Origin of the sequence: Pseudomonas knackmussii B13 (assembly GCF_000689415.1) — a bacterium.
Classification (GTDB): domain Bacteria; phylum Pseudomonadota; class Gammaproteobacteria; order Pseudomonadales; family Pseudomonadaceae; genus Pseudomonas; species Pseudomonas knackmussii.
The window spans coordinates 4,637,537-4,658,481 of the sequence record NZ_HG322950.1 but is presented as its reverse complement, the minus strand read 5'-3'; the positions used below and the strand labels follow the sequence as shown (position 1 = coordinate 4,658,481).

Here is a 20,945-nt window from a genome sequence, read left to right as displayed (position 1 = left end):
CAGCTACAAGCGCACTGCGCACGCGACTGTAAGGTTTGTCCGAGGTGTGCAGCGATGGTGAGGAGGAGCATCCATGCTCAGAAAGGATGGGATAGTCTTAAATGACTAGTTAGCTATGAGCGAATGTTCTTCTGGCGAACATTGCAGTTGAACATCGCCGCAGTGCTCGGATAAGTTGTTAGTTCGCCTCGCTATGCCTAACCTGGAAGTCCTCCACCCTCAGGAACGATCAAGGCTTAGTATAGTTTTGGCGCCGGCATGTTCATGATTTAAGGTTCGCTCAGCGCATCCTTATAGAGAGTAAGGATATCTTCAGCTTTCGAAGCCTTGGCGACTTTTTCGAAGCAGGGCCAGAAGTTTTGCTCTTCTTCGTAGTTGAGCCCTAATGCGATATCCTTTTGCTCTGCATCAATGGCCGTCCAGACAATCTCAAACCGCTCTTCCCAATCATAAGTCTCCAACAAGGCACTGGCAGCCGCCTCACTGAGCCTGCCAACCGTCAGAAGTCCCTCACGCTCATAGTCTTTCTCATCAACTCTGATATCGAATCGGATGCAAAACCCATTGGTCTTGTCGAGGCACTCCAATATCCAACCAATACACTGGAATTGGGAGAGCTCAGTGGAATAATGCATTGCACTTGGTCCGGTAAATTTCCCGATACCCTGCGCATCGAACTCCCCGTAATCCACCATAAGCCAGTATGTCATTTTGCCGAGCTCCAAGATTAATTTATCTGGTCTCGCCTCCTTGGCTGGGGAATTCTAACCACACTTGGTTGGCGGTGTGCAAGAGGAAAAACGATTGCGCGTGCAGCGGCGGAGGCGAGCAGCATGCCCTTGGAGAGTTATAAGCGCACTAGTTTAATCGCACTTCGAGTAAATCCGCCGCTTATAGTTTGACAGCTTGTCAATTTTGCCAAGGCGACGCCAGAAAGTTCTCACGCAGAAAACCTGTAGTGTCCCATTCGGTAACGTGTCGGCTGCCACCAGAGTGCCTCTTAGTGGTTAAGAAGAGCTGCAGCGTCACGCCTTTCTGCCTGCACTTGTAGCGCTTTGCAGGAGAGCAGTTGCGGAGTCGAGGTGCGCGTCAGCCGAGCAGTGCGGGCTGATGTGCGCGGGCTGTGCTTCGTCCAGCCTTATTGACGTAATGCTGAACCGGGGTGCCTTGATAGGCCATACCTGCTTGAGCCTGTTTTGACAAGGATAAATATTTTTTATCAGTTTTGAATAACTGAATGAACTATTTCGACGTATGAAGTCCGCTACTGGATCGGGTTTGGTTGGAGTTTTGCCACTTTCCGAAAGTCTCACGGTGAGGCTCTCGACGAAATTCGCCTCTTGTCGGGCATCGCCTTTGCTCTTAGCCTTCTCCTGCATTAACCATGAATGGAGAGGACTATGAGTGAGCTTCAGGAACTGCGCCTCAGCGTGATTCCAGGGGTCGAGGTTTGTTACAAAACGCCCGCCGGTTCTACTTATGCTTTCGAGTTGATTAGGATTCTGGAGGGACCTATTCGACAGTTCCAACGGATGCAGGCGGCCCCACTCCTGAGCGAGTTTGCGGCTGACTTCATTGAGTCTCACATTCGAGAGAGCTCGCCCAGCGTCAAACATTCGGCTCAATTGCGTAGTAGAGTTACCAGTCTGATTGAGTTGCTAACAGCGGTGGATCCCAATAGGAGCGTAAGCTCGTTGGGAAAAACCGATATAACGATGCTGCGCACGAAATTGCATCTGCATTTGGAGCGTTACTCTGACGGGCAAGGCTCAACGCTCGAGCGGTATTACGCGTTGTTTAATAGTCTGGTACGCGCGGCCAAGGCGGAGGGATACATCTCAGAAGACTTGGTGGTTGAGTCCTCCTACGAGCGACCGCCAGTGGATGTGACGCCGCCATTTAGTCTGCCGGATCTGCAGAAACTGTTTGATGGTTACGTCTATCAGGTGACTGGTGATATTGGTAGAAAGCCGTTATGGGAACCACTGCCGTTTAAGTTTTGGCTCGTTCCTCTCGGAGTATTGTGTGGGCTGAGACTCAATGAAATATGTCAACTGCAACTCAAGGACATTCAGTTTGAAGAGTCGATGTGGATCATCCACGTAAACGATGATGGTAAGCATCAGAGTGTCAAAACTCCGCATGCGCGCCGGAAAGTCCCGGCTTCACAGTTGCTGATCGATATGGGATTTCTAGAGTTTGTTGAGGAACGGCGGAGCGAGTGCGGAGGGAAAGGATCAAGCCAGTTGTTTCCGGAGCTTTCCTTTAGTGAGATGCACCTGTTCTCTCGTCAGGCCAGCCGTTTTTTCATGGGCTATGATCGTGTGGCCGGTTACCTGGATCGTAGTTGTGAGATTGCGACCAGCGAGGGGGGATGGGGCGCGCGCAGCCTTCGCCGAACGTTTGCTGAGCAGTTGCGGCAACGAGGTGTTTCGGCTGAGATTATTGCGGATCTGCTGGGGCATGCAGATCCTACAGGCCTGGAGGTCACGAGGCCCCACTATGCAGGTAAAACGTTGCTAGCTGCGAGAAAAGAAGTCCTCGAATTGCATCTGAACTACGGATTGGCACTGACGCATGTGCGCTGGTGTCACTATCGTGAATTTCGCCGGCAAGTAGGCAGACGAAAAGTGAGGGGCGTTAATCGCTCTCATTGATCTAACACCGCACGCGCAGGATGCGCGGCCCTTAGTCTCTCCCGCCACGCTCCATTCCTTTACTAAGAACTCCTTCTCTAAAGCGTGTCATCGCCGTCCTTGGCGATTCGACCTGATAGCTAGCCTTCGAGTGGAACTTTGCTTCGCGTTGATCGAGGCTTACGGCTGAACTCGCTTTCGCCGACTCTGTATGCCTCAGCCAATGTTTCAATAAGTTCGTCGTTGGTTGGCGTGAAGTTTGTAATCGTAAGTCCAGTCACCGCGCACGCCAGCCACAGCTTGATCAATGCTTGCCTGTCGGACGCGTGAATCTCGACGCTATTCCAGCCTTTATTCTTGGCAAGCTCGGCCATGGCCAGGTAGATGGTCTGATTCTGCCGACTGGTCGTTACGATTTTGTCGCCGCAATCTGAGAATGCTGGTCTTGTACAGCGCTTTTGGTTGCTCCAGTAATAATTTCTGGTGCCGTCACTAGAGCTCTCATATCTAAACCGTCGAAGCGCGTTGGTCCAGGTTTTGTTGGGTGCTCCTAGTGTGTGAATTTTTCTTTCCGTTTCGCCTGGGAAAACTTCATGGGTCTGTTTGAGTTCAAGTCTTGACTCTCTTGGTTTTAACCTCTCTAGTTCATAGGCGATGTCTCGATGTTGCGCTTCGTCAAAATTCAACCTACTGCTCAATTTGGTCCATGACCAGTCGCGGTTGAGTTGACTGCCTTTGAAAATGAAGCCGCTCGACCTTTGAAATGAGATGCCAGAAATTCGCCCGTTTTGTGCGCGTGTTAAAATTATTGTTAAGCCGCTTTTACGGCAGATATGAACGAATTCCCGAAACTCGATGTTTTCCGCACTCAGGATCTTGCTAAGCTGGAATTTTACTTTTCGTTTCTCGCTGTCGTCGCCGGTCCGCTTTTCCATTTGTATGGAGCCATGATCGAGTGCGATATCGGCTACCTTCTCGCCACGAGATATCCGATTGGGAGTACGGTAAAGTTTGTATTTGACTTCTAATTTCTCGGCCGCCCCTTCCCACAGACGATAGTCGTGGCGCGGGTTCCAGATTCTCCCTTCACTGCATACGGTGGAGAACATCACATGAACGTGTAGATGCCGAGTGTCACCATGCACCACGTAGAGTGCCAGTCGTTTACCTGGCGCAACATCACCAACCAACTCCTGCGCAATTTCTATAGCTCGTGATGGATCGACGGAGTCTTTAGGGAAAGCGTCGCAGCCAGGGTAAAAACTAATGGTCACGCTCTGCGCAATCGATTTGGGTGTCTTCTTATTTGCCCTGTGCTGTGCCGTCCATTTTTCAGCCAAGTCGCCAAATCTTTTGGCGTAATCAATTGTGCAGTTACTGGAATTTGGCGGGAGGGCATAGCTGGCCTCTGCCAGCAATACGCGCTCACCATTAAGAAGGGGGTCTACTTTATCGGAGAGTAAATACTTTACAAGCTTCTGTGCAGAGATGGCGTCAGAAACTTTGGAGGTTTCGATGATCATTGGAACGCCGCCCACAGCAACTCCAGGGAGTGCCAAATTCGTGCGAGGTCATTGGGTGTTATTGAGCTCCCGCTATTGGCGTGTCTAGCTAGTTGATTCAGATTATTGCCGATCCGTGATAGCTCGTTAATAAGTGCTGCTGGGGCGTGATTTTCTCTTCTGACGATAATTTCTTTGCCCAGCAAAACGCTACGTAAGTAGTCAGAAAGGCTCATCTCTTGTTCGGTCGCCAGGCGAACGAGTTCGATTTTTTCCTCTTCTGAAACGCGCACATCAATTCTGAGATTTCTCATGTGTTTGCCTGTTTTATTATTCTTGTTATACGGCTGAGAACGCAGTGATTGGCCGTCGAGCGTTTTGCCAGGGCAAATGTACACACGCGGGTGTGTGCGTTTTGTCCTGACGAAACCTTTGCTCGCCGGTCTAATAATTGTTAACAAAGAGAAAGAAGGAAGGCAACAGCTTTAAATTTGGCAGTTTGGCTGCTTGAGTTATATTTCGGTTGCAGGGTTGCCATAGACCCGTATACGGTAAGTCCTGATGGTTGGGGAGGCGTACGTGTCTGTAAACGCGGACGCGACGTTCAGTATTGATAAATGGTGCGCGCCTCGGCCACTGAATACGGCTCCAGTGTCGAGGAATACACTGTTTCCCAGTGCTGTTATAGCGGGCACTATGGTGTGGCCTGAGAATATATAATCGATGCCGCTTATCGGCGTGGCGTTTTGCGAGGTTAACCTTGATCGTCCCTCCAGAGCGCTTTGAATTGTTCTCTGGTCGCGTTTTTCTAGAAGGCTAAGGAATGTTTGCCAATAGGTAATACTCTTGGGGAGCTCTGCATGAACAATCCCCAACGTCATTTGCGGCGTGGAAATCTCGATAGATATAGGTAGGGGATTAAGAGAATTTAGAATTTTTACCTGCTGCTCCTCATCTATCAGTAGCCACCACCACGCGCCGTAGTCGCGGACCAGTCGGCCGAGAAGATTCATATCAACGAATTCTTGCGCGTGTGCCAGAAGAAATAAATGTTCGTGATTCCCGCGCACTGCGAGGAAAAATGGTTGGGAAAGTAGATCTAAGACCTTGTCGGAGTTCTCACCCCTATCAATGAGGTCCCCAACTGATATGAGGAGGTCTTTGCTCTTGTTGAATTCAACAAGGTCGAGTGCTTCGTCAACTAAATCGTAGGCACCATGTATGTCACCCAGTACAAAGACTCTGCGCCCAGGCGGGATGCAAAGCTTTAACACTGGCTGTGGGATGATCTCACATATATTCATGGCAGTAGACTTTTACTCGAGATACTGCCGTCTCATCTTCTCTAATTGGATCATCAGTGAAGTCCCCATCAGCAGTTTCCACGACAAAAGATGTACCGCCCTGTGAGGGGAAGGTCGCTTCAAAGATGTTGAGGACTTTTTTACATTCCTGCTTCGGTTTTTCCTCCTCGTGTGAACAAAACAGGACGTAGAGTTCGTGAGCTTTCCAGATCGGGTCGGTCGCCAGGTTTACCGCATCGGGCAAAGATCGGATTAGGTAGGTTCGCCATATGCTGGAGTGCTCGTCTACAGCTCGTAGTAGAAAACTCCATTGCGATCCCTCAATTTCAACGATCCGGTAGCAGGCACGATTCAGTCCTCTGTTGAAAATTGCGCCTCTAAATTCTGCATCGGCATCACGAAAGGCCTCTAGAACACTAAGGCTCATCAGTCATTACCTCCCTCATTGGGGGCTTTACGGCGAGACGCCCGTTTGGGTAGCCGATCGTCCTGCAATTGACGTCCGTGGTCGTCATTCTGCGCCCACAGGTCGATGTCCCCCGCCAGTCCCAGTACCTCCAACACTCGTGCGTAGCTGCCCAGCGCAACCCCCGGATCGCCGCGCTCGATCTTGTTGAGGGTCTCCCTCGAGACCCCGGCCTCCTCGGCCACGGCCACCATAGATAGGTCCCGTCGCAGGCGGGCTAGACGGATGCGCTCGCCGAATCCGAGCAGCAGGCGCTCCAGCATTGGATACAGGTGAGGACGTTCGCGGCCCATTGCATACTCCGTTCAAAAGTGCTTTTAATGTCTATAGTATTTGGCATTAATCGACTCAAGGCCAGCCTGCCAGCCTGCCAGCCTGCCAGCCTGCCAGCTTGGGAGCTTGGGAGCTTGGGAGCTTGGGAGCTTGGGAGCGTAGAGGGGAGTTCGTCGTCATGACAGCAGTGCCATACCCGCCAGAGATCGTCCGAGCATTGCGCCTGTGGCCAGCACTAGACGAGAACCCTCCAACCGCCTACCTCGCCGACGTTGGCGAGGTTTTCGGCTATCTCGTCGGTCGAGTGTATGGCGACATTTATTGCCGATTCCTGGACGGGCGCCAGATAAGCACCTCGCCAGTCGTGAGCCTGAGTAGCCAATTTGGCTATTTAGTTGCACACACGCTTTCGGGAAATCACTACGTAATCGCTACCTACCGGCAGGAGCAGTGCGGGCTATTTGAGGGGTATTTACGGAGGCTGCACGAGGTGGAGCGATGAAAATATTGATCTTGTCGGATCTTCATAATGAGTTTGATATGTACCGGCATGCTGGTTGTGGTGAGGATGTGGTAATTCTTGCAGGTGATATCGATATCGAGACGCGGGGCATTCGTTGGGCTGCAGAAAACTTTAGTTGCCCTGTGATTTATATCTGCGGTAATCACGAATTTTATCATGGTCATCTCGATAAAACGGTCTTGAAAGTAAAAGGCGTGGCGCAGAGTAGGGTGCACGCTCTTGATAACGAAGAGATAATTATAAACGGCGTCAGATTTCTGGGTGGGACGGCGTGGACTGACTATAAGGCGACCTCCAATTTGTATGAGGCGCAGGAATTGGCAAGGTGGCGCATGCGCGATTTTCAACTGATCCGGGCTGAGAATTACCGAAAGATACGTCCGCATGATCTGATGCGGCGAGCGGTTGATTTTAAGATTTGGCTAGAAAGTAAACTCAGTGAGCCGTTTCCGGGAAAAACAGTTGTGGTCAGCCACCATGCCCCTTTGCTCGCCTCGCTGAATGGTAGTCCGCACCGTGGAACTCACCTAGATGCGTCATTTGCAAATGATTGGAGCGAGTTGTTCGCGTCAAGAATTGACCTGTGGGTGCATGGGCACACACACCAGTTCTGCGATTACGTTCATGGTGCTACACGGGTTGTATGCAATCCGCGTGGATATCCCGGCGAGTTGACTGGTTTTAGGTCTGACTTCCTGGTGGATTTATAGCGTGTATATGGTGATGGCCTTAAAGGTCGGCGACTTGCCTGTGGAGTGATATGGGGCTGTCTTGGCTCAACGAACCCTGCTCATGCGTATTGGCGGGGAGCCAGTCGCAGATATTTTCACTGTCCTCAACGGAGGGAAAGTTAATGAACGGAAGAGAGCGTCCGGATGCAGCAAATGTAGGTGGCATAGACCGGGTAGCCGCGCTTGTGGGGGTTGTATCTGGCGACACGCCCCAGTACGAATCTGTGGCAGGAAGCGGGCTTTCCGATGACGAAGCAGTGGCCCTTGCCAAGGAAGTATCTCCACTAAAACGCTACTGCCTGGTTAGGGACTGGGTTCTGGTGGACGTTACATTTTCTCGGGGAGAGCGGCTACCGGAAGCGGTCAAGCCGAGAGTCCTCTATTCAGGCTGTATTGTTCGTGATCAGGCCTGCCGATTCCCAACGGGTGGCTGGGTACGAAGTACGTTTGAAGTCAGTTTCACACGCGGCTGCCTCTTTGAGACGCGAAATACGGTTTACGTTTTGTCTGGTGACGGTAGAAGGGCTACTTGTGATTGGCAGCATCTTGCTGCGCTGTTCTAGTGGCTGAAGCCAATTCAGTCTTTGCCCTGTATGGGAGATTGAAGATGATCGTTGGCGATGAAGAAGAGCCCGCACAGGCTGTGAAAGCTTATTGTGACGCTTGCTGCAGGACAACCGCTGATGGCGGGCAAGAGCTGCAGTTGGCTGTCCTTCAAGCCACTTGGAGATTAGGGGCAATCCATGAGGGTGAGCGTTATCACATTCGTCTTTGTGAAGAATGCTTTTTTCGTGTGCTTGGAGATCTTCGATTTCAGCGAGCGATTCAGGAACCCTTTGATGAGCCTGCAGAAATCCTAAGAACCTTTGGACGAGTTATAGATAAAAGAGGTGAGGGGGAATTAGAGAAGGATGAATAAAGTGAATAGCGCAACTCTGCAACAGGCTGTAGAGCATTGGCATTTCGTCGAGCCGCTACTGACGCCGCCGCAGTCTGAATCTCAATACGACGAAGTCGTGGCTATGCTATACCAATTGCTGGCGTTGATAGGAGATGAAGAAATCCATCCTCTGTCCACCCTTGCTCAGGCTATAGGAAATTCGATAAGCATCTATGACGCCGAGCACTTCCCAATCGCCGACGTGCCCCCCCATGAGGTGCTGCGCTATCTAATGGAGGAGCACCGAGTAACCCGGCATCAACTCCCAGAAGTCGGCACCCGGTCAGTTGTGTTAGATGTTCTAGTTGGTAAGCGGCCACTCAATATGCAGCAGATTCGTGCTCTATCGAATCGCTTCAATCTGCCGCTCAAAGTGTTCGTTTAGAAAAATGGTGCTAGTCCCGAAACGAGATCAGCATATAGAGCGGGCTCTAGCCTCCGCACGCTTGTCCGGTCTTAGACCTAGCGCAAAATTCCTAGAGCTTGCGGATCAATATCGACGGGGTGATATCTCCGTCGTTGAAATGATCTTCAAGATGAAAAGGCATTACGAGCCTTCGGCAGACTAGGTTCTGGATAAATACGGGGTAAACGATGCGCTGGAAATTAACTTGCCGTGATGCTGCTGATGGCAGCGGCGACGTGATTGTCGATTTACCCAACAGCTTGCTCCGGGCTAAAGGCTGGGAGGAGGGCGATTCCCTAGAGCTAACGCTAGACCCTAGCGACAGATCAGCGCTTCGGCTGAGCAAGGTCGTGATTTGCGACGTATGCGACGCCACTACGGCAGAAACAGGGCACGGAGTCCTACAGGCACAGTGGCGCGATGGCTCGACTGAGGGCATGCGTTTATGTAGGCCCTGCTTCAATTACGCGATGGCAACGTTAAGGAGAATGCATCAGGTGAATCATCTATTCGATGACGATGGATCTGATCAGTAGCGAGAAAATGAAAATTTTGCACATGTTTAGCGAATTTTGATCCTCCAGCGTTCCTCTGCCACTATTTGGAGCGGTCAGGAGTCGTGGGAACCAACGCCTGGGTTACGCTTCGTGATGCGCTGCTGGATGTCCGCTTTCATGATCATGGTTTAGTTAGGACGAGCCATAGTCATGGCCACCGCACGGGTCGCTATTGGCGGGGAGTCGCCGGCTGTGACCGGCAGAAGCTGGCTGTGGATTCAACCGGTGAACACAACACACTGAACCCTGTGTAAGCAGGAGGAGTGTTGCAGATGAAGCAAAGACCGCGGATCTACTACACCGAGAGCCAGAAGGCGTTGATCTGGGATCGTTGGAAGGCAGGTGATGCGGTCCAGCAGATTGCGCAGCTATTCGACCGAAACCATTCCTCGATCCAAGGGATTCTTGCGGAGACAGGCGGCATCCGCCCAATCGAGCGACGACGTTCCAGGTTGGCGCTAATACTGGTTGAGCGCGAGGAGATTTCGAGAGCACTTGCCGTTGGCCAGTCGATTCGGCATATCGCGATGCGTCTGGAGCGAGCCCCATCCACCATCAGCCGCGAGATCAACCGTAACGGTGGTTGCCGAAGCTACCGCGCCAACCAGGCTGATCAGGCGGCATGGGACAGGGCTCGTCGCCCAAAGCTTTGCAAGCTTGTCCAGTCCCCAAAGTTGGCGCAGCTTGTTGCGGAGAAGCTTCAGATCCAGTGGTCGCCCGAGCAGATCGCTGGGTGGTTGAAGCGTACTTACCCGGACGTGGCCTACCAGGTGTCGCACGAGACCATCTACCGCAGCCTCTTCATCCAGGCCCGTGGCGCATTGAAGAAAGAATTACTGGAGTACCTGCGCCGTAGTCGTGCTATGCGCCGGTCACGTCATCACACCCAGAAAACCGGTAACCATGGTCGTATCAGCGATACGACTTCCATTAGCGAGCGACCGGCCATCGTTGAAGATCGTGCAGTACCGGGGCACTGGGAAGGCGATTTGTTGTGCGGCAGTAAGAACAGTCAGATCGCCACGCTGGTTGAGCGCCACAGCCGCTATGTGATGCTGGTGAAAGTGGATGGAAAAGGACACCGAGACAGTGGTGAATGCACTAATCGAAAATGCTCAGCGATTGCCTCAGGAGCTCTACCAATCCCTGACCTGGGATCGAGGCAAGGAGATGGCTGCTCACAAGCGATTCACTCTGGCGACGGATATCCAGGTCTACTTTTGTGACCCACAGAATCCTTGGCAGCGCGGGACGAATGAAAACACCAACGGCCTGCTACGGCAGACGATCCTTTTTGAGCCAGTCGAAGCGACCTCACCACACCATGCCGTGGCTGGGGTCAGCTTCGTTTACCCACCTGGCGACTGCTAGGTTTATCCACAATTGCTGAGGTAAAAATCAGCAAGCCGCCCTGGGTCATTTTTCAATCGGCAGGGTGGGTCAATTTTCAATCAGCGCCGACATTAAAGTCAGTCTCGCGAAACCGCCAACGAGGGTTTGCGCCTCGCAAAAATAATTAAGTTAGTCTCGCTTGAAGAAAAAGCGACCGTGGGCCCAGAGGGTGAACAGACATTTCAAAATCAGCAATAATGGCCTACCGCTACCAAGGGATGCGTAGACCATGGCACGAAAAACCACCTCTGTTACACCTCCGCAACCGAAGCTGAGACTGACATCTCAAGAGATCGATCGTGGCCTTGCTCGGCTATCTGAACGAATTGCAGAGCTTCGCGCTTTTGACCTCAATACCGTCCGGGATGGGAATACACCCGAGCTGAAGGCTTTGGAGGTTGCCATCAAGGATAGTCTGACCAGATGCTTCGGGGAGGACACCAACGCCTATCGCACCTACGCTGCCGCCACTGACCTCACGTATTACCCGATGATGATCAGTAGCGGACAGCGGATCGATTACCACTCGCCAATTCAACGCCGGGTGCTGAACTCTATTGCTTTGCTTGAGCAAGCACAGAAAAGCTTGAAGGAGGACTTGGCAGATCTCCCAGCATCGGAGGATGTCGAGACCGCCTCGGCCCCTGAAAATAAAGCTGTCCATTCAGATCGAGTATTTGTGGTTCACGGCCATGACGAGGGAGCTAGAGAGTCGGTGGCTCGATTCCTTGAGAAACTTGGTCTTGAGCCAGTCATTCTCCATGAACAGGCAAATCGTGGTCGCACCGTAATCGAGAAGATTGAAGGACACCGAGACGTAGGATTTGCGGTGGTGCTGCTCACGCCTGACGACGAAGGCTGCGTAAAGGGCGGACAATTGGAACCACGTGCCAGGCAAAACGTCCTGTTGGAGCTTGGCTATTTTCTTGGCTACCTAGGCCGTGACCGAGTCTGTGCACTGAATCGTGGCCAGGTTGAAATTCCAAGCGACTTCGCAGGCGTGGTGTGGACTTCGATGAATGACGAAGGTTGGAAGCAAGCCTTGAGCCGGGAGCTTCAGGACGCTGGGTACGAAATTGATTGGAACAAGGTGATGCGCAACTAGGCAGGCGGGACTAAAGCCCTGACCTAATCCTTGCTGACAAAGGTGGCAGTGGGATGTAGTCTACGGTGGTTGGCTCCGAGACTTTGTTGGCAAATTGCCTCCCTTTGGAGACACGTGAGAGCCCGCCCCGGAAGTGGGCTTTTTCGTATCCGCCAGTAGAAGTCCCATCAGACGATCTCAATTTCCGTTACACAGCTTCTGCCTCGACTCGAGCGCGTGAAGACTGGGCCTCACCCTCACCAATGACTACCAACGTAACCATGCAGGAAGGTGGGCCGTGGATTTTTCCAGGTAGAACTCAACCTTCGCCTCTTTTCCATTACTCGAAAAAGATGGAGAGCCGCTGAGAAGCGTCCTTTCAACCACCTGCTTGGAGTCAATGCTCTCAAGGCTTATGGACTCACCAAGACCTAAAATTTTCCTTGCTATCGCCTGGACCTTTCTGCTCTGCCCAAGCTTAGCGTTGAATGTTTTTTTATCATGCCGGCTTCCATCATCGTTCCAGGAAACCTGCTTGCCTTTTGAGGATCGATGCTTAGTTTTGGAGATATGGACGTGACATTTTGAATTGTTTTTTGGATCTGCTGCGTCTAACCGGGCAGACCAAACGCTGTCAATTTCCCTCCAACTCCCTTCGAGGGAAATGGTCACGCAACTGAAGGCCTCTGCTGGTAACGTCACGTACAAGTCGGTGATTTCATCAAGCTCGTCGCTTGACTCGGAATTCAATGCAGCTTTCAAGTAATCGCTGAGGCTCATGTCTCTCACTGCCTATTTCCGGGACGTTCGCTCTGTCTAGATTTGTGTTATCAGACGCAATTGAATAGATGCCGCCACTCGCCCAGCATCATCGACACTATCCACCGTATGACAGACCGGATTGAACTGGGCATCCAATCCTCGATGCACCATCCGTTCATCAAGATCATGATCAGGAAATTTTGCACAGAACCGCTCGAATCATGCCATAGATGCACATGTACATGCTGCTGATACCCATGGTCCCTTCTCCAGTGAAGATCCTTGCGGGATTGTACTTCGAGCTGGGTAGGCGATGACACGGTAACCCATCAGGAGTTCGTAGGGTAGTTCATCGATGAATTGGCATCCGATGACGTTTTCCAATTGTAAGACCCCAGAGCTTCCGTCCAATAAACACTCGCGCTTGGATACCTTCTTCTCCATCCTCATTTTTACGGGCTCGATCTTCAGTGGAAACTTGTCAAAAGGGTTCACTACCGGGATTGGCTCCAGCTCTGCGAAATGCTTCTCATGAAGGACTGGGTGTGAGGATGCGACCTATCACCAGTTAGAAATGCCGATGACTTTTTTGTTGAAGCTGCCCAGATAACGTCGGACCTAAACTGCTTGGCGAGGCAGCAGCGCTCGCAAAGAAGTAACATCATCTAACCTAGCCGAGTTGTGTGTTGCCCGTTCCAACGACTGCACCTAGTATGGCAATGTGCCGCCATCGGAATTTGAGGCACTACATGAGCAGAGTTAGGTAGCGGCCTCCACTGCTGCCTGACTCAAACAAAATTCTTCCGCGAAGCCGGAGCGGTTCACTACGAGGTAAGGAATGCATATCGTGGGTGGCTTCTACCGTGAGCTGTGTCATCTACCTGAGTGGGACGCGACCATGGGATCCGGTGCACGTGCAGCATTGACTGTCGCTGCACTCTCACCGGGCACGGAGTTCACGACCTATGCTGCTGCTAGCGAAAGCATGGCGATTACAGTACTTGAGCGCTATGGCATCGCAGCCAACGTCGCGATAAGACCAAGCCCCATTGTTTTCGCCTATTTCCATCCTCTCTCTTCTCCACATATAGAGCCACGACGTGAGGAATTGATCACTCAACCCTCCCTGCAGGTAACGGCTAATGCGGTTTTGCGGTTCGGCTTTCTGGAGGGTGATGCTGTCGTCAAGGCGCGCCGTGCAGTGTATGACCCACAGACGTGGCGAAATCCGAAGCCATTTTCAGCTAACGGATCATCGGCAGATGAACTCGCCCTTGTTATGAATGAGTTGGAGATATCGAGTGCTACGGGCATAGAAAACATCGACCAGGCAGCCGATCATCTCATCCAAACCCATAAAGCTGAGGTCGTTGTCGTCAAACAAGGCCCCTACGGCGCCAAGGTCTATGACGGCTCACAAAGCAGTACTCACGTTCCAGCGTACCGCTCAGCCCGAGTCTTCAAGATCGGAACTGGGGATGTGTTCAGCGCGGTATTTGCTCACTACTGGGCACAGATGAGAATGCCGGCCCATGAGGCTGCAGACCTCGCTTCCCGCGCTGTCTCACTCTACTGCGAAACCCGCACATTCAAGTTCGAGCATGCTGCCCTAGCTGCTCGCCAGCCCGTCTTTGCAACTCGCGGGGCCACCGTTTGTATTGAAGCAGGAATCGACGCGATCGGGCAGCGTTACGCGCTGGAGGAAGCTCGCTTCGCGCTGAGAGAATTAGGCGTGAATGCGATTTGTCCAAATATTGAGCCCGCAATTCCTACCGGGAATTACGAGGCAATACTCGTTATAGAGGATGCTCTCCCTCCAGAATCGGTAGGTCGCATTGCAGAACATGCTGCTCGGGGCACATCTATTATCGTTCTCAAAGAGCGAGCAGAAAGGGATACAACATGGCCCACAGATACTTTGACAACACCGGACTTTACAACAGCTCTGTATTTCACTGCGTGGGCGGCAGGCGAAGCTTTGTCACCAGGCATGCCTTAAACACTTAAAGCATCACCCTCAGGGTAGTGCAATGGAATGTAATCAGCTGAGGCTCAGTCCACACATGGCGGACGTATACATCATTTATGCCAGAGAGAACCGGGACATCGCGGTAAAGGTGCACGATCTGCTTTCCAAGTCTTGGACTGTGTGGATGGACGACCGCATTGTGGGCGACTTCGCTGCTGCCATCAAAGAAAACCTCCAGAAAGCGGCGTGCGTGGTGGCACTGTATTCAGAATCCGCAAGCAAGCCAGCAGTGACAGATGAGCTAAGGTTTGCCACCAAATACGGTAAAAAAATCATCCCGCTGCAACTTGACGATAGCGATCCTCCCTATTCTTTTGGGAACCTCAGCACCGTGAATTTCCAACATTGGTCAGGCGAGCCCGACCATGAGGTATTCAAGCTACTTCAGGTCAAAATCCAAGAAGTGGTGCCCGCAATGCGGCCCGCCGAGAGACTATCCTCGCTTGAAAGCAACACACTGCCGATCCCAAGCATTTTCATGTCGGTATCATCTCACGAGACCCAATTCAAGCCAGCAGAAGCATTGAGCGTGCTGAAGGCTCATGGCACGAAGTCGATTCTGGTGTCCGCGTACGACCTAAGAAGATCGGAGGACAAGGATCAGATGATTGAGGAGATCAAAGCTTATCGTGAGCGAGGAGGATTTGTTCTCATCGATTCAGGCAATTACGAGGCAGATCGTACCGAGGACGAGACATGGACGGCGGCCGAGTTTCATCAGGCTCTGCTTGAAACGCCACATGATTGTGCGTTTTGCTTTGACAACCTGGAACCAAGCAGTGACCTGGAAATGGCAGTTGAGGAGGTCATTCAAGCGTTCGAGCGAGACCGCCTACACACATCAGCGCCGGTGTATCCGATTGTGCACGTGTCGCAGGATGAAGAGGGACTCAAACGCCTTCCATACATCGTTTTTGAAGTGGCCAATCGTATCCGTCCAGGTGTCATCGCCATAGCGGAGCGAGAGCTGGGCCCAGGCTTGGCACTTCGCGCTCGAACGATGAAACGTGTCAGAGCTCAGCTACAAAATCTTCCTTTTTACCAGCCCATCCATTTGCTCGGCACAGGCAATCCTTGGAGCATCTCGGTGCTAGTGGCTGCCGGCGCGGACACCTTTGATGGCCTCGAATGGTGCCGGTTCAGCATCGACCCCACCAGAGGCCGCCTCCACCATTTCCAGCATTTCGATTTTTTCAAGCACTTATGGGATAGAACCCCTCTGCTTGACATCGTCGACACCGATCCGAATATCAAATATGCGGGCAAGGTGGCACTGTACAATCTGGAGTATTATGAGGAGTTTGGGCAACTGATGCATTCTATGATTGCGAGCAACGACGCAACGTTGTTCGCAACAGGCATTGGACTGACCGCCCCTGAGCTTAAGAAGCTGTTCCCGGAGATTTTTCAATGACCATCTATAGTGCCGAAGCCCTTTGCAGAGCGGTCGCGGCAGTCTGCCCAGACATCCGGGAGCGTATCGACACCGGCCCCGTCCTGGATGAACGACACCTATGGTGGGAGTTGTCGTGCTGCATCCTCAGCAGTCAGGTGCCTTACCCACTTGCAATGGCCGCCGCGGACAGGATCGATACGCTGGGCTATCTGCGCATCGCTGAGCAAGATCACCTTAAGCTTGCTGATCAGCTGTTCGCGGCGCTTAGTACCCCTCTAGATGTCGAAGGCAAGCGTCGGCTCTACCGTTTTCCGAGGGCAAAAGCGACCCACTTGGCAGCGACATGGCAGGCAGTGTCCCAAGCTGGGGGATCCCTCAATGCCTTGATCAGCGGGGATGTAAATGGCGTGAGGGCCTGGCTTGTGACGAACGCCTCCGGGATGGGCCCCAAGCAGGCGAGCATGTTCTTGCGTAATTGTGGCGTTACCTATGACTTGGCCATACTGGATCGACACGTGCTCAATTACATGTCGGCTCAGGGTATCTGCTCAGGCGAGCAGGCATCAATTGCTGGACTGAACCAATACGGCAGATACGAAAACCGTCTTCGTGATCATGCCCAACAGATGGATTGCCCTGTAGGTCTTCTGGACTGGGCGATATGGATTGTGATGCGCGTCGCAAACCGCAAGCAGGAGGCTATATTTTTATGAGCATTGTGACCCTTGTTTCCGGGGGACTGGACTCTACCCTTGTCGCCAAACTGGCGCTTGAAAAGGGTCTGCGAATTTTTCCTCTCTTTGTCGATTACGGTCAGCGTGCACGCAATCGTGAATTTGCGGCCTGCCAGTTGGCAATGAGAAAGCTGGGACTACCTGAACCAGAGGTGGCAGCCTTGTCGGGCTTCGGTAAGCTGATTCGATCAGGTCTCACAGATCCGAGTCTTCATATCATTGACGATGCCTTTACGCCTGGTCGCAACATGCTATTCCTGCTCACCGCAGCCGCGTATGCATATCAGAAAAATGCTGATGCCATTTCGATAGGCCTGCTGCATGAAAGCACTAGCCTGTTTCCTGATCAGACTTCTCAATTCCTTCAACAGGCTGAGCAAATGATCTCTCTATGTATGGGGAAATCGATCAAAGTGCTTGCGCCGTTATCCTCATTCACAAAGCAGGACGTTGTCGCTCTCGCTGAAGCCAAAGGGATATCTCAAACCTATTCCTGCCACCTTGGTGATGACGAGCCCTGCGGGGATTGCATCGCCTGCAATGAATTCAAGTTTGGGGGAGCACAGTAATGGGGGGGAGCAGCTCTGGAGGATGGAGTCGCCTTGGCGACGTCAAGTCGCTTGAACAAAAGGCCAAGGCGGCGCTGAACGAAGGCAAACGCAACGTGTTCATCAGCTTTGCGACTGAGGACATGGATGAAGTCAATCTGCTTAGAGCGCAGACAAAAAACGAAAATAATGATCTTGAATTCAACGATCATTCTGTAAAGGAGGCTTATGATAGTGATCAGGCTGATTATATAAAACGGAAAATCACCGAACGCATCAACCGCTGTTCTGTGACGGTCGTCTATGTTTCAGGCGATACAGCACAAAGCAAGTGGGTGAAATGGGAAGTCGAAAAAAGTTTGGAGCTAGGGAAAAAAGTTATCGCAACTCACGCCGGAGATAGTTTTAACGGAGCGAAGCCTAGTTGGATTTCTGAACGAGGAATCAAAATGGTACCTTGGTCTGGCCTAGCAAACGAACTGAAGTAAATCCATCCATACATGAGGCCCGGATTGGGCCTCGGAATTACAATCAGCATTGACGGCTGCCCCCCCCTATCAAGCGAATCTGGCTTTTTATGAAGAGCATTGCCGGCATTCCCAATCAAGTGTTACATAATGATATCTGAGGATCCGGCTGCGAAAATAACTTTCCTCACAATTTTTACAATTCGCAGTGGTTTATCAGTTGTCTTTTCGTGCTTCCCACTGTGTATGTTCACGAGAGAATGCATTCTCCGCGTCACCAACAAACTTTGATAGCTCCACATCCTCTGCCAGCCCGTACGCATCCTCACGGATAAGCGCAATCTCATTGGCTGTTAGTGCATATGAGGTCGATAGCTCTGTGAATCGCTTTGCCTGCATCCACGTCAAAATGCCAGCAGCAACAGTGATGAAAATATCCGTAGGAAAATACTGGAACGCGGGATTAGCAATCTTTGACCCAGCGCAAACCAAAGCGATTAAGTTAGCTACGATCAGCCCGGTAAAAAACCATTTGGCGGCAGCGGAGTTGAATTTTGCCTTACGTTTGTACCACTCCAGCTGGTCGTTAATACGGTGCTCAATATAGGTATCGCGCCGTTGAGGAAAGGCCTGAGCCCTCATTTGCGTCATAGTATCTGTGACTTGAGGTGCGGAAGCATGGCTGATCAGCTGGTTCGAGACACCAGGATTTTGCTGCACGACGTCTCGTAGCCTACTGATTAACAGCGACCTTGATTCTTCGTCGCTCTTGTCGAAGGGTTCGGCGCGAGAAACATAGCGCCAAGTCATCGTTTTGATGGATTCTGCAACCGCTCGCCCTGAATACCATGACTTTTCAGGTCTTTTCCAAGCCAGGAAAACGGAACTGGCAAGCGCGAGCAGCAGCAACATAAATTGGATGAGCGCAGCAACCCAGTGGGGGTAGTTGATCACGGAGGCAAGGGCTGCAAGCACTAGTAGCAAGAGATTACTGAAAAGGGCACCGAGAAAATGTTTCTGGGCGTTGCCAGAAAGGGTATCAGCCGACTGGTATAACCCTGGGAAGTCTGTATTTTGCATTGATTAATCCTTGTAGCCCAGATTTTTGTAGATTTCGGGTGCGTAATAATAGTCACCTAGCTCACTGTTGGTTGGGTGAGTCAAGGCATGCTGAATAATCGCTGGTGAAAATGGCACAAACACTGCGCCAACATTCTTCAAGATCGGAGGACAGAGGTCAGCATTGAGAAGACGGCTACCGTCTAGGTTGATGCCGATGAGCTTACAACTCTTCTCCATGGCTACCTTGATCTCCCAGCGCACATACTTGTGTTTAGAACGCGAGCCCTGCTGCGAAGGTGCCCGCCAAGTCAATCCGTTCTCGGCATTTTCGCTTTATGTAATCTTCGTTCTCAGAGTTCAGCGCCATGTTCAGCTGACAATCTGCAAAATTGAAGTCAATGCGCGTGTTCTTTTTCCATGCCCCATCAGCTCGTACATATGTCGATCAATGCTGCTGAAGCCCACGAACGTTCTAGGTAACCCCATTTTTCATCCCTTTTGCGAACTACGGCGATTCTCGTCGTAATTTTTGACTTTACTTTTCATCCGGCGTGAGCGTCGCCAGCCGGTCTGCCCGGATCTTGAAAAGCTCATCCTTCCAGGTCTGGTAGGTATCGATTTCCCATTGGGCTTGGGCGGCGCCCCGAAACATCTGTTCAAAGGGCTCAGCTTTTTCAGGCTGTTCGCACGCAAAATAACAGTTGGCCAAAGTTGCATAAATCCAACGTTTGTCGGGCCTCTCTAGGAAATTCTCGGAACTCAAAACAGGTTGTAGCGACTTCAGAAGCATCTGACGGATCTTCTGGGCACACATGAAATCAAAAAACTTCTCCGAACGCGCGGACTGAACCTGTGCGCGAAACTCGAAGCACTGCGCCAGATTCTGCCCATTGTAATAGTCACGCTTGACCTCAAACCCTCGACGGTAATATTGAATCGAAGCATCTAGGGAAGATCGATCACCCTCAAGTAACCACAGACGCTTGGTGATGGCCCCTGCAATGCCTACGGTTTCCGGGTCATTGGACTCGTCGGGATTCAGTTGTGCAATGATTTCGAAAGCCGACCGCAGAGCTGTGAGCTCGTCTGGCAGCTTGGACTTATAGGTGTTAAGCGCCAGCTTCTGTAGAATGTTAGGTTCTCCGGGCCTCATTTCGCGGGCAGCAGAAAACTCCCGGCAAGCCAGCTCATGCTTGCTTTGACGCATGAAGGTTTCACCATCGCGCATGTGCCGAGAGAAGCGCTGATGCGCCTCCTCGGTCTCACCAAGCAACTCTTCATATTCCTCATCAGACATACGAGGGGAAAGCAGTTTGGGCAGGTAGGTGTAGACCGGACTGTCAACAGCTTGAGCCGCCATTACAGATCCGATGAGCGTCCCCAGATCCTTGACCGCCCTTCTAGCCTCCCGTGCCAAGATGTCATCACCAAAATGCTGATATCGAAAAGTACTGATGTGATTTAGATCAAAGTACAGTTTGCCCTGATCTTCACTCATGATGATGGTCGAGTTAGGTCTGAGTGCATGACGTACACCCAACTCATAAACAGCATTCACATTCCCTGTGGAAATGTCGGCAATTACCAAATCCGCCCTGAGCAGCATCTCATACATTTTGACATCGATGATGCCTGACTGCGTGATTTCATCAGCCCTGATGCACCTCAAACCGTTGCCCGAAACAGCTGGCTCAATGATAGCCTCGTAGGTGGCATCGAGATCTAGAACCCTACCCGTCTCATACTCAACTTTCTTGCCAAACCCCATTACGACAAAGCATACCTTCATCACAATATCCCATTCCAACAAGGGATAGGCTGACCGCCTCCCTGACATCATTGAAAATTCGGTTAGATATTCCGGAGAACATCGACACGGAGGGGCGCAGCTCAAGTAGCCCGCGTTCATCAAGAAACCGGTGGCCGGCAACTCGAAGTCACGAAGATTCAACCCAAAGCGGCGGACGGGAAGAGTACCCCTAACCTAAGCTGGCGCCTTACCTTTTTTCGCATATCCATCTGCCACTGGCCCTGAACAGACTATCCTCCTCCCCTTGCCTTGAGCAATCCTGCCTGGGAACCAATGCCATCGGCGAAACAGAATCTAACTTTGAGCTGGCACTTGTTAGTGCC

Annotated in this window: 21 protein-coding genes and 1 pseudogene; 13 read left to right on the top strand and 9 right to left on the bottom strand. The window is 51.7% G+C overall.

Annotation, left to right across the window (positions count from 1 at the left end):
* Window positions 1-269: 269 nt before the first annotated feature.
* Window positions 270-710, bottom strand: a complete 441-nt coding sequence (locus PKB_RS21775) for a hypothetical protein (RefSeq protein WP_043254437.1) — start codon at window positions 708-710, stop codon at window positions 270-272.
* A gap of 690 nt (window positions 711-1,400) precedes the next feature.
* On the opposite strand from PKB_RS21775, the gene PKB_RS21770 reads away from it, so the two are divergent.
* Window positions 1,401-2,657: a tyrosine-type recombinase/integrase gene (locus PKB_RS21770; RefSeq protein WP_043254436.1), complete on the top strand. Its 1,257-nt coding sequence runs from the start codon at window positions 1,401-1,403 to the stop codon at window positions 2,655-2,657.
* 119 nt (window positions 2,658-2,776) lie between these two features.
* Here the strand turns inward: PKB_RS21770 and PKB_RS29325 are convergent, their stop codons facing one another.
* The 5 genes from PKB_RS29325 to PKB_RS21760 all read right to left on the bottom strand — a co-directional run bounded on the left by PKB_RS29325 (window position 2,777) and on the right by PKB_RS21760 (window position 6,201).
* The gene (locus PKB_RS29325) at window positions 2,777-4,159 is read right to left on the bottom strand and encodes a relaxase/mobilization nuclease domain-containing protein (RefSeq protein ID WP_084166696.1); all 1,383 of its coding nucleotides are present in this window, start codon (window positions 4,157-4,159) and stop codon (window positions 2,777-2,779) included.
* Entirely contained in the window at window positions 4,156-4,452 is a 297-nt protein-coding gene (locus tag PKB_RS29320) for a plasmid mobilization protein (protein ID WP_084166695.1), read from the bottom strand. Before PKB_RS29320 ends, PKB_RS29325 begins: the two co-directional genes overlap by 4 nt.
* Before the next feature lie 198 nt (window positions 4,453-4,650).
* Window positions 4,651-5,442 carry a metallophosphoesterase gene (locus PKB_RS29315; RefSeq protein WP_084166694.1) on the bottom strand — a complete coding sequence of 264 codons (792 nt, stop codon included), beginning with the start codon at window positions 5,440-5,442 and terminating at the stop codon, window positions 4,651-4,653.
* Window positions 5,429-5,869 (bottom strand): hypothetical protein, encoded by a 441-nt coding sequence (locus PKB_RS29695; protein WP_156958061.1) that lies wholly within the window; start codon window positions 5,867-5,869, stop codon window positions 5,429-5,431. Before PKB_RS29695 ends, PKB_RS29315 begins: the two co-directional genes overlap by 14 nt.
* Window positions 5,869-6,201 (bottom strand): helix-turn-helix domain-containing protein, encoded by a 333-nt coding sequence (locus PKB_RS21760; protein WP_084166693.1) that lies wholly within the window; start codon window positions 6,199-6,201, stop codon window positions 5,869-5,871. Before PKB_RS21760 ends, PKB_RS29695 begins: the two co-directional genes overlap by 1 nt.
* Window positions 6,202-6,679: 478 nt before the next feature.
* Here PKB_RS21760 and PKB_RS29310 point away from each other — a divergent pair, with 478 nt between their 5' ends.
* From PKB_RS29310 to PKB_RS29305, 7 genes and pseudogenes are all read left to right on the top strand, one after another.
* A complete protein-coding gene (locus PKB_RS29310; protein WP_084166692.1) occupies window positions 6,680-7,414 on the top strand; it encodes a metallophosphoesterase in 735 nt (244 codons plus the stop codon).
* A gap of 50 nt (window positions 7,415-7,464) precedes the next feature.
* A complete protein-coding gene (locus PKB_RS30625) occupies window positions 7,465-7,998 on the top strand; it encodes a DUF6957 family protein (RefSeq protein WP_422613517.1) in 534 nt (177 codons plus the stop codon).
* Window positions 7,999-8,042: 44 nt separating this feature from the next.
* Window positions 8,043-8,354 carry a hypothetical protein gene (locus PKB_RS29690; RefSeq protein ID WP_156958060.1) on the top strand — a complete coding sequence of 104 codons (312 nt, stop codon included), beginning with the start codon at window positions 8,043-8,045 and terminating at the stop codon, window positions 8,352-8,354.
* The gene (locus PKB_RS21755) at window positions 8,347-8,760 is read left to right on the top strand and encodes a transcriptional regulator (protein WP_043254433.1); all 414 of its coding nucleotides are present in this window, start codon (window positions 8,347-8,349) and stop codon (window positions 8,758-8,760) included. The genes PKB_RS29690 and PKB_RS21755 overlap by 8 nt, the downstream gene beginning before the upstream one ends.
* A gap of 4 nt (window positions 8,761-8,764) precedes the next feature.
* Entirely contained in the window at window positions 8,765-8,944 is a 180-nt protein-coding gene (locus PKB_RS30620; protein ID WP_422613516.1) for an antitoxin VbhA family protein, read from the top strand.
* Between the two features lie 666 nt (window positions 8,945-9,610).
* Window positions 9,611-10,622 (top strand): annotated as a pseudogene (locus PKB_RS21750) (IS30 family transposase); the annotation flags it as partial.
* Between the two features lie 337 nt (window positions 10,623-10,959).
* Entirely contained in the window at window positions 10,960-11,835 is an 876-nt protein-coding gene (locus tag PKB_RS29305; RefSeq protein WP_084166691.1) for a TIR domain-containing protein, read from the top strand.
* A gap of 246 nt (window positions 11,836-12,081) precedes the next feature.
* Here the strand turns inward: PKB_RS29305 and PKB_RS29685 are convergent, their stop codons facing one another.
* Window positions 12,082-12,594 carry a DUF6367 family protein gene (locus PKB_RS29685; RefSeq protein WP_167333374.1) on the bottom strand — a complete coding sequence of 171 codons (513 nt, stop codon included), beginning with the start codon at window positions 12,592-12,594 and terminating at the stop codon, window positions 12,082-12,084.
* An 820-nt stretch (window positions 12,595-13,414) separates the two neighbouring features.
* On the opposite strand from PKB_RS29685, the gene PKB_RS29300 reads away from it, so the two are divergent.
* Genes PKB_RS29300 through PKB_RS29295 form a run of 5 tightly spaced genes read left to right on the top strand, consistent with a single transcriptional unit; the run spans window position 13,415 to window position 17,771 of the window.
* Window positions 13,415-14,575 (top strand): carbohydrate kinase family protein, encoded by a 1,161-nt coding sequence (locus tag PKB_RS29300; RefSeq protein ID WP_084166690.1) that lies wholly within the window; start codon window positions 13,415-13,417, stop codon window positions 14,573-14,575.
* A gap of 31 nt (window positions 14,576-14,606) precedes the next feature.
* Window positions 14,607-16,019 carry a toll/interleukin-1 receptor domain-containing protein gene (locus PKB_RS21740; RefSeq protein WP_339325527.1) on the top strand — a complete coding sequence of 471 codons (1,413 nt, stop codon included), beginning with the start codon at window positions 14,607-14,609 and terminating at the stop codon, window positions 16,017-16,019.
* Complete coding sequence (locus PKB_RS21735; protein WP_043254427.1) at window positions 16,016-16,714, top strand: 8-oxoguanine DNA glycosylase; 699 nt, start codon at window positions 16,016-16,018, stop codon at window positions 16,712-16,714. The genes PKB_RS21740 and PKB_RS21735 overlap by 4 nt, the downstream gene beginning before the upstream one ends.
* Entirely contained in the window at window positions 16,711-17,304 is a 594-nt protein-coding gene (locus PKB_RS21730) for a 7-cyano-7-deazaguanine synthase (RefSeq protein WP_043254425.1), read from the top strand. Before PKB_RS21735 ends, PKB_RS21730 begins: the two co-directional genes overlap by 4 nt.
* Window positions 17,304-17,771 (top strand): TIR domain-containing protein, encoded by a 468-nt coding sequence (locus tag PKB_RS29295; protein ID WP_084166689.1) that lies wholly within the window; start codon window positions 17,304-17,306, stop codon window positions 17,769-17,771. The genes PKB_RS21730 and PKB_RS29295 overlap by 1 nt, the downstream gene beginning before the upstream one ends.
* A 195-nt stretch (window positions 17,772-17,966) precedes the next feature.
* On the opposite strand, the gene PKB_RS21725 is transcribed toward PKB_RS29295, so the two are convergent.
* Together PKB_RS21725 and PKB_RS21720 are read right to left on the bottom strand one after the other, a co-directional pair.
* The gene (locus tag PKB_RS21725) at window positions 17,967-18,830 is read right to left on the bottom strand and encodes a DUF4231 domain-containing protein (protein ID WP_043254423.1); all 864 of its coding nucleotides are present in this window, start codon (window positions 18,828-18,830) and stop codon (window positions 17,967-17,969) included.
* A 517-nt stretch (window positions 18,831-19,347) separates the two neighbouring features.
* Complete coding sequence (locus PKB_RS21720) at window positions 19,348-20,601, bottom strand: tetratricopeptide repeat-containing protein (RefSeq protein ID WP_043257632.1); 1,254 nt, start codon at window positions 20,599-20,601, stop codon at window positions 19,348-19,350.
* Window positions 20,602-20,945: the final 344 nt, after the last annotated feature.